At 66.9% G+C, this 14015-nt stretch carries 15 protein-coding genes; 5 read left to right on the top strand and 10 right to left on the bottom strand.

Annotated elements, in window-relative coordinates:
- The first annotated feature begins 2 nt into the window (after positions 1-2).
- Positions 3-353 carry an HNH endonuclease gene (locus tag NS1_RS30380; RefSeq protein WP_255284756.1) on the top strand — a complete coding sequence of 117 codons (351 nt, stop codon included), beginning with the start codon at positions 3-5 and terminating at the stop codon, positions 351-353.
- A 32-nt stretch (positions 354-385) separates the two neighbouring features.
- On the opposite strand, the gene NS1_RS30375 is transcribed toward NS1_RS30380, so the two are convergent.
- Together NS1_RS30375 and NS1_RS30360 are read right to left on the bottom strand one after the other, a co-directional pair.
- A complete protein-coding gene (locus NS1_RS30375; RefSeq protein WP_062990028.1) occupies positions 386-694 on the bottom strand; it encodes a hypothetical protein in 309 nt (102 codons plus the stop codon).
- Positions 695-1466: 772 nt separating this feature from the next.
- Positions 1467-2051 (bottom strand): pyridoxamine 5'-phosphate oxidase family protein, encoded by a 585-nt coding sequence (locus tag NS1_RS30360; protein WP_084504665.1) that lies wholly within the window; start codon positions 2049-2051, stop codon positions 1467-1469.
- Positions 2052-2829: 778 nt separating this feature from the next.
- Here NS1_RS30360 and NS1_RS30355 point away from each other — a divergent pair.
- Entirely contained in the window at positions 2830-3891 is a 1062-nt protein-coding gene (locus NS1_RS30355; protein ID WP_062990025.1) for an NAD(P)H-dependent amine dehydrogenase family protein, read from the top strand.
- A gap of 29 nt (positions 3892-3920) precedes the next feature.
- Here the strand turns inward: NS1_RS30355 and NS1_RS30350 are convergent, their stop codons facing one another.
- The gene (locus tag NS1_RS30350; RefSeq protein WP_063816318.1) at positions 3921-4607 is read right to left on the bottom strand and encodes a TetR/AcrR family transcriptional regulator; all 687 of its coding nucleotides are present in this window, start codon (positions 4605-4607) and stop codon (positions 3921-3923) included.
- Positions 4608-4711: 104 nt separating this feature from the next.
- Between NS1_RS30350 and NS1_RS30345 the strand changes: the two genes are divergently transcribed.
- Complete coding sequence (locus NS1_RS30345; RefSeq protein WP_062990107.1) at positions 4712-5569, top strand: helix-turn-helix transcriptional regulator; 858 nt, start codon at positions 4712-4714, stop codon at positions 5567-5569.
- Between the two features lie 46 nt (positions 5570-5615).
- Positions 5616-6380 (top strand): glucose 1-dehydrogenase, encoded by a 765-nt coding sequence (locus NS1_RS30340; protein ID WP_062990023.1) that lies wholly within the window; start codon positions 5616-5618, stop codon positions 6378-6380.
- A 46-nt stretch (positions 6381-6426) separates the two neighbouring features.
- Here the strand turns inward: NS1_RS30340 and NS1_RS30335 are convergent, their stop codons facing one another.
- The 6 genes from NS1_RS30335 to NS1_RS30310 form a co-directional block, all read right to left on the bottom strand.
- Positions 6427-7224 carry an ABC transporter permease gene (locus NS1_RS30335; RefSeq protein ID WP_062990022.1) on the bottom strand — a complete coding sequence of 266 codons (798 nt, stop codon included), beginning with the start codon at positions 7222-7224 and terminating at the stop codon, positions 6427-6429.
- A 2-nt stretch (positions 7225-7226) separates the two neighbouring features.
- On the bottom strand, positions 7227-8123 hold the full coding sequence (locus NS1_RS30330) for a 2-aminoethylphosphonate ABC transporter permease subunit (protein WP_062990021.1): 897 nt from the start codon (positions 8121-8123) through the stop codon (positions 7227-7229).
- 52 nt (positions 8124-8175) lie between these two features.
- The gene (locus NS1_RS30325; RefSeq protein ID WP_062990019.1) at positions 8176-9375 is read right to left on the bottom strand and encodes an ABC transporter ATP-binding protein; all 1200 of its coding nucleotides are present in this window, start codon (positions 9373-9375) and stop codon (positions 8176-8178) included.
- 28 nt (positions 9376-9403) lie between these two features.
- A complete protein-coding gene (locus NS1_RS30320) occupies positions 9404-10450 on the bottom strand; it encodes a 2-aminoethylphosphonate ABC transporter substrate-binding protein (protein WP_062990017.1) in 1047 nt (348 codons plus the stop codon).
- Between the two features lie 92 nt (positions 10451-10542).
- Positions 10543-11229 carry a phosphonatase-like hydrolase gene (locus NS1_RS30315; RefSeq protein ID WP_062990015.1) on the bottom strand — a complete coding sequence of 229 codons (687 nt, stop codon included), beginning with the start codon at positions 11227-11229 and terminating at the stop codon, positions 10543-10545.
- A gap of 9 nt (positions 11230-11238) precedes the next feature.
- Complete coding sequence (locus tag NS1_RS30310; RefSeq protein WP_062990013.1) at positions 11239-12366, bottom strand: TIGR03364 family FAD-dependent oxidoreductase; 1128 nt, start codon at positions 12364-12366, stop codon at positions 11239-11241.
- A gap of 97 nt (positions 12367-12463) precedes the next feature.
- On the opposite strand from NS1_RS30310, the gene NS1_RS30305 reads away from it, so the two are divergent.
- Positions 12464-13186 carry a GntR family transcriptional regulator gene (locus NS1_RS30305; protein WP_056811724.1) on the top strand — a complete coding sequence of 241 codons (723 nt, stop codon included), beginning with the start codon at positions 12464-12466 and terminating at the stop codon, positions 13184-13186.
- 4 nt (positions 13187-13190) lie between these two features.
- Here the strand turns inward: NS1_RS30305 and NS1_RS30300 are convergent, their stop codons facing one another.
- Positions 13191-13550, bottom strand: a complete 360-nt coding sequence (locus NS1_RS30300; protein ID WP_056811727.1) for a DUF4254 domain-containing protein — start codon at positions 13548-13550, stop codon at positions 13191-13193.
- Positions 13551-14015 lie beyond the last annotated feature (465 nt).

Genomic DNA, 14015 nt, shown 5'->3' with positions numbered 1-14015 from the left:
TCGTGCCGACTGGCGGTAGCAAACAGGTTCGTGCCGCGCGCAAGCGCAAGAAGCGGATGGCGCAGGTCATCCACGACCTCACCGATGCGCAGTGGGACGCACTCAAGGCGTCGTGGGACGGGTGTGCGTACTGTCGCTCCCCCGCTACCTCGCTACAGAAGGACTGCGTGCAGGCCATCTCGCGTGGCGGTCGCTACACGCTCGGCAACGTCGTGCCCGCGTGTGGGTCGTGCAACGCCAGCAAGTGCAACGCGGAAGTGACCAGCTGGCTGCGACGCAAGAAGCTCGACGAACGCTCGTTCCTCGTGCGCCACTACGAGATCGCGACCGAGCTCACTACACGGTTCGCCTAGAGCGTGAGTACGAGTTCGCGGCAGTGGCAACGTCAGCAGTTGAAGTCCGGCGCGTCGATGGGAACGACTGGCGGCCAAGGGTTGTGGTGTAGGTCGCGTTCGTGGATGAGAGTCCCGTGGAACCATCCGTGGGTGCGGTCGGCGGGAGTGGTCTCGTGGTCGTCGATGTAGTCCAGATGTAGCCAGGACCATTGCTGGTGGGCCGGGCAGGGGCCGGTACGTAGGCCGGGGTCGGTTACTACCTCGGATTCGACAAGGACGTCGAGGTGGTAGGCCGCGGAGAACCACCGCGCGATGTCACGTTCGGCAGGTCGGGAGTCGCGATGCCAGATAGTACTCACTGCGCGGTCGTCGCCGAGTCCGCCGGCGCCGATCGAGCGAGCGGCCAGGCGACGGACGACCGGAGCGGATTCGGTCGGGTCCGCGCACAAACCTTGGGTGACAGGCGAATTGGCGTGTGGCCGGGTCCGTTCACCGAGATCATCACCCCGCCTGGAATCCGGCGGTCGTGATGTCGGCGCAGGTGGGCACCGGTATGAAATAGCTGCAGACTGCCTTTGAACAGCCGCAGGACACCGTCATGCCCGCGCAGCGGGAGGGCCTCGGTGCAGATCACGTCGGGGCGGATGGGCGCCATTTCGGTGAGATACAGGGAGGCCAGATCGGTACACAACCGGGCGAATTCGGGGCCGGGTCGGGCATGGGTGAGGCGGCGGCTATTCAAAATTCCAGACGCCGGCAGAAGGTGGCGATTCGGTACTACGTATCGGCCTGGGTAAGGGCAATGCGACCGTCACCCTCCGGGTACTCCCCCTTCGCGGGACCTCGTCCGTCATAGGTGTCCGTCTGGACGACGGATGGCGAGAGTTGGGATCCGAGACCACCTCGGTGTGCGGTCTGGACGCCCACCGGACCACCGGGATTTCGCCGACCTCGGAGGGAGAACTCTACAAGGACTTCCTCGGATTTGCTTACGATGTAGGCGAAATGAGTTACCCGATCATGATGTCCGCCCAGGCCCCGGCCGCCGATCGGGACACGTACCGACCCGATTTCGACACGTTCGTCAACGGGCTGGGAGTTGTGGCGCGAGGCAGGTCCTGAGACGGCGTCTCACGTCGTTGCGATTCGTTTGTAGCGTGTCGGAGGTGGTTGTGTCGCAGACCCTGGTGCGTCGCCGCGATCAATGAATGACACTGACTCCTCTTGGCACAGGTGCGACATCATCACCGGGTAGCGCACGAGGCGCGCGCTGCTGAAGTCGATGTCGCGCACGTGGGTGAAGTCCGACCACAGCAGCCTGCCCCCCTCGAGTAACCGCATCGGGCGAACCCGGCGTCGGACTTGTTCCAGCTCTGCCTCGGACGCGAGACGGCGAGCCCCTGCTGTTCCGTACAGCCGGACCCCAGGCGCGCCGATGAAGCGGCCGCGTAGTAGCGAACGGAACCAGAACAACGATCCGCGATCGACTGATATCAGACACAGGTGCGGGTTGGTATCGAGATTTCGGGCCAGGGCCGACGTGTACTGGTCGAAGTAGAAACCGGTGCAATCATCGCGGAAGAAGACCGTACCCACCGGCGTGATATTCGGCATGCCATCGCTGTCCACCGAGGCGATCCCGAAGTGCCCGGTTGATTTGCGCCCGCGGTCCAAGATCTCGCGAACGTAACGCCAGCGCGCATCGTTGCTATTCATCGCACACGCCCTGAGCTGCTGAAAGCTACGTTGGCGCACCATAGATCGAAACTCCACCCCGTCATGATCCGAGGCTAACAGCCGCCCTGCTGTCGGTGCCGAATCACCGGACGTCGGCGCCCGGTGCGCTGAGATCGGCAGGCAGGCGGTCGGATGAGTCAGTACTGCGAGCTGGACGGGACCCACTCTCGCCACACTGTTGGTCATCGCCGAGCGGGCCGGCATCACAACGCCCTGGGCTGCTCCGGCCGACCGTGGAACTGGCGGGATGCATGACGCGCAGGTTCGTTCAAGTTCGTTGTCGGGCGACGGCGGCGAGTGCGAATGGAGCGCCACTGTTCGTGAGCGCGCACGTCAGCTCGACAGCTTCATGGCGCGCTAACGCGACCAGCCGTCCGGTAATCGCCATGAGTGGACGTTCGGCTCAGGCCACGGTGAAGATCGGAGGTATAGGCCGAGCTCGCTCGGTGCCAATCTGCTCCCCGGCATCGAGCGGTAGCCGACACCTCACGTTGTTGTCGTGGGGGGCACCACTTGATCGACAGTGGACTGCCGCACTGTGCGGTGGGGCCAGCTGTGGCGACCCCACCGCATTATTCTCTGGTCGGGAAAAAAGTTTGTCGAAAGCGTGCGTGACGGATGCATAGAGTGCGAGTATGGGCTCTACAAGCAGCGACATATGAAGAGGTAGAACGGCATTCGTCCTACCTCGCGGTTCGGTGCGCGGCAATCGGCCGGGCCCGGACAATGCGCGCGCTGAACACTGAATGAGGTTCCGATGTCATCGACCAAGTATCGGGTTGTCCAGTGGACGACCGGCAACGTCGGGAAGAGTTCCGCCCGGGCGCTTGCCGCGCATCCCGAGTTCGAACTGGTGGGTTGTTTCGCCTGGGCGGGAAGCAAGATCGGCAGCGACGTCGGCGAGCTGCTCGGTGGTGACCCGATCGGCATCCTGGCCACCGATGACGCCGACGCGCTACTGGCGCTGAAACCTGATTGCGTGGTCTACAACCCGATGTGGTTCGACGTCGACGAGGTGGTCCGCATCCTGTCCGCGGGCGTGAACGTCGTGACCACGGCATCGTTCATCACCGGCCACAATCTCGGCGTTGATCGGGCGGAAATCGACGAGGCTTGCCGCCAGGGCGGATCGAGCATCTTCGGTTCCGGGGTGAGCCCCGGCTTCGCCGAGTTGCTCGCCATCGTGGCGGGCAGTGCCTGCGACCGCATCGACAAGGTCACCATCGCCGAGTCCGCCGACACCACCTTCTACGACTCCCCTGCCACCGAGCGACCGGTGGGCTTCGGCACGCCGATCGATGACCCGAAGCTGGCGGGCATGGCCGCGCGGGGCACGGCCATCTTCGCCGAGGCCGTCCGTTTGGTCGCCGATGCCCTCGGGCTCGAACTCGACGACGTCCGGTGCGTGGCCGAATATGCCCAGACCACAGCGGATCTGGACCTCGGGTCATGGACGATCCGGAAGGGCTGCGTCGCCGGTGTGCACGCGAGCTGGCAGGGCCGGATCGGGGACCGGACGGTCATCGACATCAATGTCCGCTGGCGTAAGGGGCAGACCCTGGATCCGGATTGGAAGCTGGACGGGGACGGCTGGAAGATCACGGTCGACGGACGACCCACGGTGAACATGACCGTCGGTTTCCTCCCGCCGCCGGACTTCCAGGCCGAAACCATCGCGGACTTCATGGTGCTCGGACACATCATGACCGCCATGCCCCCCGTGCACGCGATCCCGGCGGTGGTCGCCGCCGCACCGGGCATTCTCACCTATACCGATCTGCCGCTGATCATGCCGCGCGGCGTCGTCCGGCCGGTCTGAAGCCCTCGATCACACTCGGAAGCCGGGGCTCACCGAGTTCGCAGCTGTTCCAGGCCGACCAGGAGCACGGTCAACGCGAACTCGAGCTGATCACCGGCCGGTCCACCCGCGACCACTTCGCGCAGCAGAGGGAGTTCCTCCTCGCCTGCGGCCTGCAAGGCGCTGATCACCCCTGGCACGTCGGGATGCACCGGGTTCTTCGCCGACCGCACGGCGCTCAGACCTGCGGAGAAGGCCGTGTCGGTGATCAGGGTGAGTCCGCGACCCGCATCATCGGTCGAGAAGCCCGCACCGACAAGCGCACGGAGCACACACTCCACGGGCCGTAGCGTGCCGAGTCCGTTGTCGCCCGGCAGCCGGATGGAGGTTGCCAGGGGGCCGAGCCGGACGACCGCGTCACGCAGCGCCATCGCATACGAGCGGACCACCGCTTGCCAGTCGCGGCCGACCGGCAGCGTGACCCGGGCCAATTCGGTTTCGAAGACGTCCAACGCCACCAGCTCGCGCAAACCCTCTCGATCTCCCACGTGGTAATTCAGGGCTTTGGGATCGACGCCGAGCACATCCGCGACGGCCTGCATCGTCAACGCTTCCGGGGCGAGTTCCCTGGCGGCACAGGTGATCAGTTCCCTGCTGATCCGGGCCGGACGGCCTCGCCGCCGCCGTTTGCCCGCACCGTCGACTGCCTCGGGCGTCCCGGACGTTTCCCCACTCACCGTCCCAGCCTATTGCCCGACAGATGCTCGGCGACTGCCGGGATGGTGCCGCGAGCGATCAGTACCACCTGGATACCGGGATCGCTATCGGCGACGATGGGGGGATGAGCGAAGTGGTCGACACGCGCTCGGTGCGGACCGAGCGCCGAGCCCAACTCAGTGCGTTCCTGAAATCGCGTCGCGCCAGGATCACCCCGGGTGATGTGGGCCTACTGCCGGGCTTACGTCGGCGCACGCCCGGTCTGCGCCGCGAAGAAGTGGCGCAGCTGTCGGGGGTCGGGGTCTCTTGGTACACGTGGCTCGAGCAGGGGCGGGAGATCACGGTGTCGGGTGAGGTGCTCGACGCGGTGGCGGGGGTGTTGCGGTTGAGTGAGCCGGAGCGGCGGCATCTGTATCTGCTCGCGGGGCTCAATCCGCCGCCCGCGGGCGGGTCGGCGACCGAGGTGAGTGTGGAGGTGCGGGCGGTGGTCGACGGGTGGGAGCGGGGGCCTGCCATCGTGCGTGATCGGTACTGGAACATCTTGGCGTTCAACGTGCTCGCGGGGCGCGTGTTCGGCTGTGTGGACGGCGAACCGCACAATTGTCTGGTCACGTTCTTCACCAGTCCCCGGTACCGGGGACTGCCCGAACTGTGGACCGAATCCGCTCCCGGCGTGGTCGCCGCCTATCGCGCGGATGCGGCGCTGGTTCCGCACGACAGCGAATTCCAGCGTGTCGCACACGAACTCGCTGCTGCCGATCCCGAGTTCGCCGAACTCTGGGAACACCACGATGTCGGCGCGCCGCTCCAAGCGGTGAACGCGCTGCATCACCCCGAAGTCGGTGATCTCTACTTCGATGCCACCACGCTCACCGTCGCCGACCACCCGAACTGGTCGCTGGTGCTCTACAACCCGAAACCGAACACCGATACGGCAGACCGTTTGGCCGAACTCCCCCGACTGGTGGTGACACACCCCTGATAACTGCGCACTGCCTATCCCTTCGGCCACCCGCCACGCTGATTCCATGACGCACAACGGTTCTCGATTCGATGGCAAGACCGCGCTGATCACCGGCGGAAGTAGTGGGATGGGGTTGGCTACCGCGCATCGGTTGATCGCGGAGGGGGCCCGCGTCGTGGTTACCGGGCGCGACGAGAAACGTCTCGATGCGGCCGTCGCCGAGCTCGGTGGTCAGGCGCACGGAATCGCGGGTGACGCGACCGATCTCGGCGATCTCGACACTCTCGCGGCGGTGGTGTCCGATCGTTTCGGACACGTGGACCTGCTGTTCGCCAACGCGGGCATCGGCTCGTTCCAGCCGATCGACCAGGTCACCGGCGCGCTCTTCGATGAGGTGATCGGCAGCAACCTCAAAGGCGCCTTCTTCACCATCCAGAAGGTCTTGCCGCTGCTTCCCGACCATGCCGCGATCGTCATCAACGCGTCCTTCGGGCTCCATCGGGGCATCCCCGGGGCTGCCCTCTACTCCGCGAGCAAGGCCGCCGTCCACAACCTGACCCGCACTCTCGCAGCCGAATTGGCGCCCCGCCGCATCCGGGTGAACTCGGTCAGCCCCGGCTACATCGACACCCCGGCCTTCCGCGCCGAACTCTCCGACGCCGCCAAGGCCGGAGTCGCCGCGCTGTCACCTGCGGGCCGAGTGGGCACCTCCGAAGATGTGGCGGCCGCCGTCGCCTTCCTGGCGTCAGCGGATGCCGCGTTCGTCAACGGGCACGATCTCCGAGTCGACGGCGGACTCACCGCGGTCGATGCCGCGGCACTGCTGTGAACGAATCCGAGGCCGGTCCGGATCGGAAGGGGCCCGCCCGGCCCGATCAGCGCAGGGCCGCGCGACCGCGTACTCGACCGAGGACGACCAGCACTACCAAGGTGACCACGACGAGGACGGTGGTGCCTGCCGCGGCGTCGAACACTTCACCGCGATCGGTGTGGGCGAAGATGCTGACCGGCAACGTCTTCCAGGTGGCGGGGTAGACCATGATCGTGGCGCCGAGTTCGCCCATCGACAGTGCGACGGCCAAGCCCGCAGCGGCGCCGAGCGCGGGCAACAGCAGTGGCAGGGTGATCTGGCACAGGACTCGGACCGGTCCGGCGCCGAGGGATTCGGCGGCCTGGCGGTAAGCCGGATCGAGGCGGTCGAGGGCGGCGGAGACCGCGCTGAAGGCGTAGGCCAGGACCAGCACCGTGTGGGCGACGATGACGATCCACTTGGTGCCCCCGAGCAGTAGCGGGCGTTCGTTGAAAGCGATGAGTACGCCGAGACCGACCGCTACCGAGGGGACGGCAACGGGGAGGTGGAAAACAGCGTCGGTCAGGCGGCGCAACCAGGAGGGCGCTTCGCGCGAAGCGAGGGCTGCCCAGGTGCCGAGGACGAGGGAGATCGCGCCGGCGAGCAGGGCGGTTTGCAGGCTCACCGAGAGGCTGGCCGCCTGCTCGCCGCTGAGCGCGTTGCCGATGTTGTTGAAGCCGAGGTCGGTGGGAAGCGGGCCGGTCCAGCTGCCCGCCAACGCCGCGGCGATCACGGTGGCGATCGGGGCGACGAAGACCACCGCCACGACCAGCGCGAAAACACCGAGTACCAGCGTTCTTCCGCGCGGAGTCCAGACGAGCACGATCAGTTCCCCATCGGGCGGGCGATGAAACGGGCGAACACGAACCGGTAGACGAGGTAGAGGCTCAGCGAGAGCAACACCTGCACCGAGGCCAGAACCGCCGCGCCGGGCAGGTCGAAGGTGACGATGCCGCGGGTGTAGATCAGCGCGGGCAGGGTGATGACGCCCTTCGCACCGGTGAACAACACGATGCCGAACTCGTTGAGCGTGAGCAGCAGCACCAGGCTGCCGCCCGCCGCGAGCGCGGGCCACGCTTCGGGCAGCACCACCTGACGCAGCACCCGCCACGGTGAAGCTCCGAGACTCGCCGCCACATCGAGCTGTTCGCGTGGCATCTGCGCGAACGCGGCCAGAACGGGACGCACCACGAAGGGGGTGAAGTAGGTGATCTCGGCCAGGATCACGCCCAGCGGGGTGGTGAGGAAGTCGATGACCGGTGTGGTGGCGCCGGTCAATTCGGAGATCAGGGCATTCACCGCGCCCGCTGTGCCGTAGAGGAACGTGAACGCGAGGGTGATCAGGAACGACGGCAGCGTCAGGATCGTGTCGATCAGTCGGCCGACCAGTCCGGAGCCGGGAAACGGCACGAAGGCGAGGACAACCGCCAGGCACGTACCCAACACCAAACAGCCCGTGGTGGCACAGACCGCGATGGAGACGGTGCGCCACAACGCTTCCCGGAACGCCTCCGATCCGAGCACCGAGGTCCATACCTCGGTGCCACGCCCGGTCGGGGTCTGCGTCGATTCGGTGAGCACCCGCAGAATCGGATAACCCGCGATTCCGAGCACCACCAGCACGGGCGGCAGCGTCCACAGAATCGGCAACCACGACCTGCGTGATGTGGAGTCCTGCACTGGCGCAGACACTTCCGGATGATCGAGAAGGGCGGCGCTCACCGCAGCGCTTCCCTGGTGTCGAGAGAGCCGCTGAGGGCTGGAACCCGCGCGTTCACAGTGCGCTCTCCTTGCCTGAACCGCTTACCTCAGTGGAACTCTCACCGATCGCGCGCGGAATCAGAACGCCCGCCGGGTCCGGCAACCGCACACCGACAACGGATCCGACTTCGGTGGTGAAGTGACCCGACACGTCGGCGGCGATATCGCCGGGAAGTCCGTCGACGGACAGTTCCACGCGGGTCGACGCCCCACGCCAGACGGCGGTGAGCACGGTGGCGCGCAGGGCGTCCCGCTCGCCGGGCTTACCGAGGGTGATCGTGTGCGGGCGGACGCAGAGCAGGGCGTCGTCGCCGGGGGCCCAATCCGTCAGTCCCACAACAGGTTGTGGCGCCTGTGCCCGCAGCGTCCTGGTACCTGTGGTGACCAGGGCGGCGGTGCCGCTGACGTGGTCGACCGTGCAGGGCACCAGGTTCGCGCCGCCGAGGAAAGCGGCGGTGAAATCGGTGGGTGGGCGCTGCCATAGGTTTTCGGCGGTGTCGATGTCGACGAGCCGGGAATCGCGCATCACCGCGATCCGGTCCGCCAGCGCCAGCGCCTCGGCTTGATCGTGGGTCACATAGAGCATCGCGGTGTCGGGCAATGCTTTTCGCAGTGCCTGCAGCTCACCGAGCATCGAATGGCGCAGTTGCGCGTCGAGCGCGGCGAGCGGCTCGTCGAGCAGCAGCACGCTGGGCTTGATGGCCAGCGCGCGGGCGATCGCCACTCGCTGCTGCTGACCGCCGGACAATTCGCGCGGGAGTCGCCGCGCGTAGCCGGCCATGCCGACCATGTCGAGCGCTTCGGCGACGCGTGTGGAGATCTCCGCACGCGGCACCCGATGCGATTTCAAGCCGAACGCGACATTGCTGTGCACGTTCATGTGCGGGAACAGGGCGTAAGACTGGACGACGACACCGATCCCACGCTTGGCGGGTGAGAGATCGGTGACGTCGCGGCCCGCCAGGCGGACCGCGCCCGAGGTGGGCCGGACGAAACCGGCCAGCGCCTTGAGCGCGGTCGACTTGCCCGACCCACTCGGGCCGAGGAGCGCGACGGTCTCGCCGACGGCGACGCGCAGGGTGAAATCGGCCAGCGCGACGGCGGCCTTGCGGCCCCTGCCGTAGCTGACCCCGACCCGGTCGAACACGATCGCGGGTTCGTTGGTTGCCGCCACCGAGGTGGCGGATTTCATCTGGAGGTCACCGTCGGACATCGTCAACTCCCTTGGATCACAGCCGCATTCAGCTGCCGGTTGCCTTCTGGTACGCCGCGACATCGGCGTCCAGCTCGGTGAGCACCTTGTTCCAGTCGACCGGAACCACCTCGACACCCGTCAACGCGGCGGCGGGACCACCATCGGCCGGGGCGGGCACATCGGTGCGGGGCGACACGGCGAAAGCCTCGGGGCCGAGCTTCGCCTGCGCGGCCGGGGCCATCAGGAAGCTCATCAGCTTGGTGGCATCGTCCTTGTGCGGGGCGCCCTTGGCCAGACCCATCATGTACGGGACAGCCACGGTGGACCGCTTGCCGCCGGCGGCCGGGAAGAAGACGTTGAACTTGGAGCCCTTCTCCTTCACGGTGGTCAGGTTCATCTGCACGTCGCCGTTGGCGATGAGCAGCTCGCCCTTGTCGACCTTGGCCTGCAGCTTGCCGGTCGAGGACGACGGGCCGACGTTGTTGGCCTGCAGCGCGGCCAGATAGTCGAGGGCGCCCTGCTTGCCGCGCAGCTGCTGCAACAGCACCAGTACCGCGGTGCCGTCACCGGCCTGGCCGGGGGTGGAGTACTGCAGCTTGCCCTTGTACTCCGGCTTCAGCAGGTCTTCCCAGGTGAGCGCCGAGGCGTCGACCGCGGGGTTGGCGATGAAGCACAGGAAGTTGTCGGCCAGGGTCACGTAGCTGCCCTCGGCGTCCTTGGCCGCGGCCGGAACAGCGGCGGTGTCGATGCCGCTGGGCTGCAGCAGTCCCGACTGCTTGGCCTTCTGGATGAACGGCGGCAGGGTGACGACGATGTCGGCCTGCGGATTGGACTGCTCCTTATCGACCCGGTTCACCACCTCGCCGGAACCCGCCTCCACCAGGTTGACCGCGATGCCGGTCTCCTTGGTGAACGCGTCGAACTGGGACTTGTACCAGCCACCGACACCATCGGCGGAGTACACGGTGACGGTCTTGCCGTCCGCGGATTCGGTACCGGTGCCACCGCAGGCGCCGGTGAACGCGACGGCGGTGACGCCGGCCAGCAGCAGCGCGGCCTTGAACAGGCGGCGCGCGGTGAGTGGAGTACGCACGATTACAGCAACTTTCGTTCAGATGTCGGGGGGAATCGCAGGAACGGGTGGATCGGAGGGCGACGCCGCGGCGATTACCGCGACGGCAAGCTTCAGTGGGCGAGCACCAGCGCCGGGAACGCGGCGACGGAGTCGATGACGTGGGTGGCGCCTGCGGCACGCAACTGATCGGCGGTGTGCGCGCCGGTGAGGGTGCCCGCGACGATGCCCGCGCCTGCGGCGAGACCGGTGGCGATATCGCTGGTGGTGTCACCGAGAACGGCGATCCGGTCGACGGCGTCGACACCGAGGCGCAGCGCGGCGGCCAGCACCATGTCGGGGTACGGGCGTCCGCGTCCGGCATCGGACGGCGCGAGGGTGAGGTCGACCAGGTCGGCCCAGCCCAGCGCGGCGAGGAGCTTGTCCTGTGTGCCCCGGCTGAATCCGGTGGTCAGCGCGACCCGGACACCGGCGTCACGCAGAGCGGTGATCGCTGCCACCGCACCGGGAATCGGCGCGATATCGACCTCGTCGACCAGGGCGTCGTAGGCGGCCTCGAACGCACGGTTGGCATGGTGGGCAGCGGCCTCGTCGCCGTCGAGCAGCGCGCGGAACACCTCGATCTTGGACTGGCCCATGGTGTCGAGCACGTAGCGGCGAGCCTGTTCACGACGCGGGCCCTCGGACTCGATCCCGGCAGTGGTGGCGGCGCTCTCGAAGGCGCGCAGCACCAGTCCGCCGTCGGCGACGGTAGTACCTGCCATGTCGAGGGCGGCGAGCTGAATCTTGTTGTTCGACATAGGTGTTCCTCACAGTCCGATCTGGTCGGCGGTTTGTTCGCCGATGGCGGGGCCGAGCGTCATACCGCGACCACCGGGGCCGGTGACGACCCAGACGTTGGTATCGGCTCGCACCCGGGTGACGACGGCGCCGGGGTCGACGCTCTGGCTGTAGACGCCCGCCCAGCGCCGCACGATCGGCGGCAGCGCGCGGCCGAGCAATTCCTCGGTCACCTCGGTGAGGTGGTCGTAGGGCGCTTCGTCGACGTCGAAGGCGAACGGTTCGGCGTACTCGTGGGTGTCGCCGATGGTCAGGCCGCCGTGCAGGCGCTGCACGCACAGCAGCTGCATCTTGTGCTCGGCGGCGGTGGCGGTCTGGGACTGCTCGGCGGCCAGCGAATCCACTTGCGGGCCCGCGAAACCCGGGTAGTAGCGGAAGCTGTCACCGTCGGCGATCGCGGTGGTGAGGGTTTCGCCCAGCGGGGCGGTCTGCATCATCTGCAGCCGCACGCGGCGGACCGGCAGTTCGCCCGCCAGCTCGCGAGTGAGCCCCGAGTGGGCGGCGCCGGGGCAGTGGATGACGAGGTCGGCCTCGTGGCGGCGACCGTGATCGTCGACCACCACCGCGCCGGAACCGGTGTCGAGCACCGAACGGGCCTCGGTGCCCTCGTGGAAGGTGTAGCGACCGGTCGCGGCCATGTGGGCGCGCAGCGCGGGCAGCGCTTGGCGCGACTCCACCGCGGCATCGGTCGAGCAGTGCAGGCCCGCGAGGTATTTGCCGCGCACGACCGGGTTGATCGCGCGCACCTGGTCGGGGTCGAGCAGGGCGAACCCGCGGGCATCGGCGGTGTCACCGGCGGCCGCGGCCTCGGCGACGGCGAGTTCGGCGGGAGTGCGCACGAGCGTGATCGAGCCAGCTGGCCGGAAGCCGACGCCGGCGACCCGGCCGCCGATCTCCTCCCACAGCTCGCGCGAACGCAGTGTCAGCTCGAGCTCGTTCGCCGACCGGCCCGATACCCAGACCAGGCCGAAGTTGCGGACCGTCGCGCCACGGGCTTCGCGTTCACGTTCGAGGTGGCTGACCTCGTGTCCGCGGGCTGTCGCCGCCCAGGCATGTGCGGTGCCGAGGATCCCTCCACCGATGATGACCAATCGCATGGCACCGATAGTGGCAAATGGTCTAGACCGATAGGTGTGGGCCGTGAGAACGGCAAGTTAATTTTTGGTATAGACCAATCCGGGTAGGCTTGGTGGCATGGATTCGCCGCAGACGACCCGAGTTCCGAAGGTGTTCCTGGTTCGCACCGAAATCGATCTGCTCCTGGCCGATCTCACCGAGGGCGACCCGGTGCCCTCCGAACGCGACCTAGCCACCCGCTTCGGCGTCGCCCGCGAGACCGTGCGGCAGGCCCTGCGAGAGCTGTTGGTAGAGGGAAGGATTCGGCGCCAGGGTCGTGGAACGGTGATCTCCCGGCCCAAGCTCACGCAGCCGCTGTCACTGCGCTCCTATACCGAGGGCGCGATCAGCCTCGGCCGCACCCCCGGCCGCATCCTGGTCGCGTGGGAAGACGTCGCCGCCGACGCGGCGACAGCCACCGACCTCGAGGTGGAGCTGGGCACCGAAGTGATGCACCTGGAGCGGGTACTACTCGCCGACGGTGAACGCGTCGGACTGGAGAGCACCTACTTACCGCTGCACCGCTTCGCCGCCCTGCGCGGCACCTATGACCCCACCACTTCGCTGTACGCCGCGATCCGCGCCACCGGCGTCGAACTCGCCGGTGCGCGCGAACGCATCGAAACCGTACTCGCCGCCCCGCGCGAGGCGGGCCTGCTCGAATGCACCACCGCACTACCCATGTTGCTGCTGCACCGGCGCAGTGTCGACGCCGACGGCGCACCCATCGAACGGGTGCGCTCGCTCTACCGTGGTGACCGCATCGCCTTCGAGGCGAGGCTGTCACCGGAGCCGGCGTAGCCCCTCACTGCTCGGGCAGCCGCCGCCGCCCGCCTGCCACATCGGTGACCAGATCCGTGTAGCCATCCACAAGCTCGGCAAGGTGGTACCAGTGCTTGTGGGTGTTGTCGCTTCGCGCGCCATCGATGTCGATGGCCTGGTTGGCATCCACCCAGCTACGTGCCATCCGGTCGACGACCGCACCGAGACTTTCGGTGTGCAACGAGGCGCCGTGGCGATGCAACGGGATCTCCTGGACACACCAGTCATTGATGTCGTCGACGAGTTCACTTCGACGGCAATCGATCTCGGCGATCAATGCCGTGTCACGCACCTGCCCCCGCCGTTCGTGCAGTTCGGCGAGCGCGTGCGCTGATCTCAACAATTCGCGATCTTGAAATCGCCGCCCCTGAAATGCACACAACAATTGCGGAGCGGTCGGAAGTATCCCCATCACCGGCGCGCTCATCGCAAGGCCCCGAATTCACCCGACACCCAAGATTTGTCTACCAACATGATTGGCTCTCGATTCGGTTGTCCCGGTCATCTGTTCGGATTGTTCGCAACCAGGCTAACTGGATCATGCTCGTTCAGAAGACGAAACGCAAGATTGCGTTATCACTCCTGCAGTAAAGCCGCCCTGACAGAACCGAGGGTCACATCGGCAGTGCGGCACGGGCTTCCGGCGTGCCTCGCGGACTCGCCGAACACCATGACAGTACCTACGTCGCCGTCTTCGCCGATCGCGTGACATCGCGGCCGCACAGCGCAATAATGCGATTCATGGCAGGCAAGCGAACGACACTGACCGTCCGGCTTCGCCGACTCGCGGCCATGTTGCGCGAGTTAA

The sequence above is a fragment of the Nocardia salmonicida NBRC 13393 genome (assembly GCF_001613085.1).
GTDB lineage: Bacteria > Actinomycetota > Actinomycetes > Mycobacteriales > Mycobacteriaceae > Nocardia > Nocardia salmonicida.
The sequence above is the reverse complement of the archived record's forward strand: the minus strand, read 5'-3'. Positions and strand labels throughout refer to the sequence as shown.

Bases quoted from the DNA above. Each gene is read 5' to 3' on its own strand.
- NS1_RS30360 (WP_084504665.1), bottom strand. From the start codon at position 2,051: ATGAATAGCAACGATGCGCGCTGGCGTTACGTTCGCGAGATCTTGGAC.
- NS1_RS30355 (WP_062990025.1), top strand. From the start codon at position 2,830: ATGTCATCGACCAAGTATCGGGTTGTCCAGTGGACGACCGGCAACGTC.
- NS1_RS30345 (WP_062990107.1), top strand. From the start codon at position 4,712: ATGAGCGAAGTGGTCGACACGCGCTCGGTGCGGACCGAGCGCCGAGCC.
- NS1_RS30340 (WP_062990023.1), top strand. From the start codon at position 5,616: ATGACGCACAACGGTTCTCGATTCGATGGCAAGACCGCGCTGATCACC.
- NS1_RS30325 (WP_062990019.1), bottom strand. From the start codon at position 9,375: ATGTCCGACGGTGACCTCCAGATGAAATCCGCCACCTCGGTGGCGGCA.
- NS1_RS30315 (WP_062990015.1), bottom strand. From the start codon at position 11,229: ATGTCGAACAACAAGATTCAGCTCGCCGCCCTCGACATGGCAGGTACT.
- NS1_RS30310 (WP_062990013.1), bottom strand. From the start codon at position 12,366: ATGCGATTGGTCATCATCGGTGGAGGGATCCTCGGCACCGCACATGCC.
- NS1_RS30305 (WP_056811724.1), top strand. From the start codon at position 12,464: ATGGATTCGCCGCAGACGACCCGAGTTCCGAAGGTGTTCCTGGTTCGC.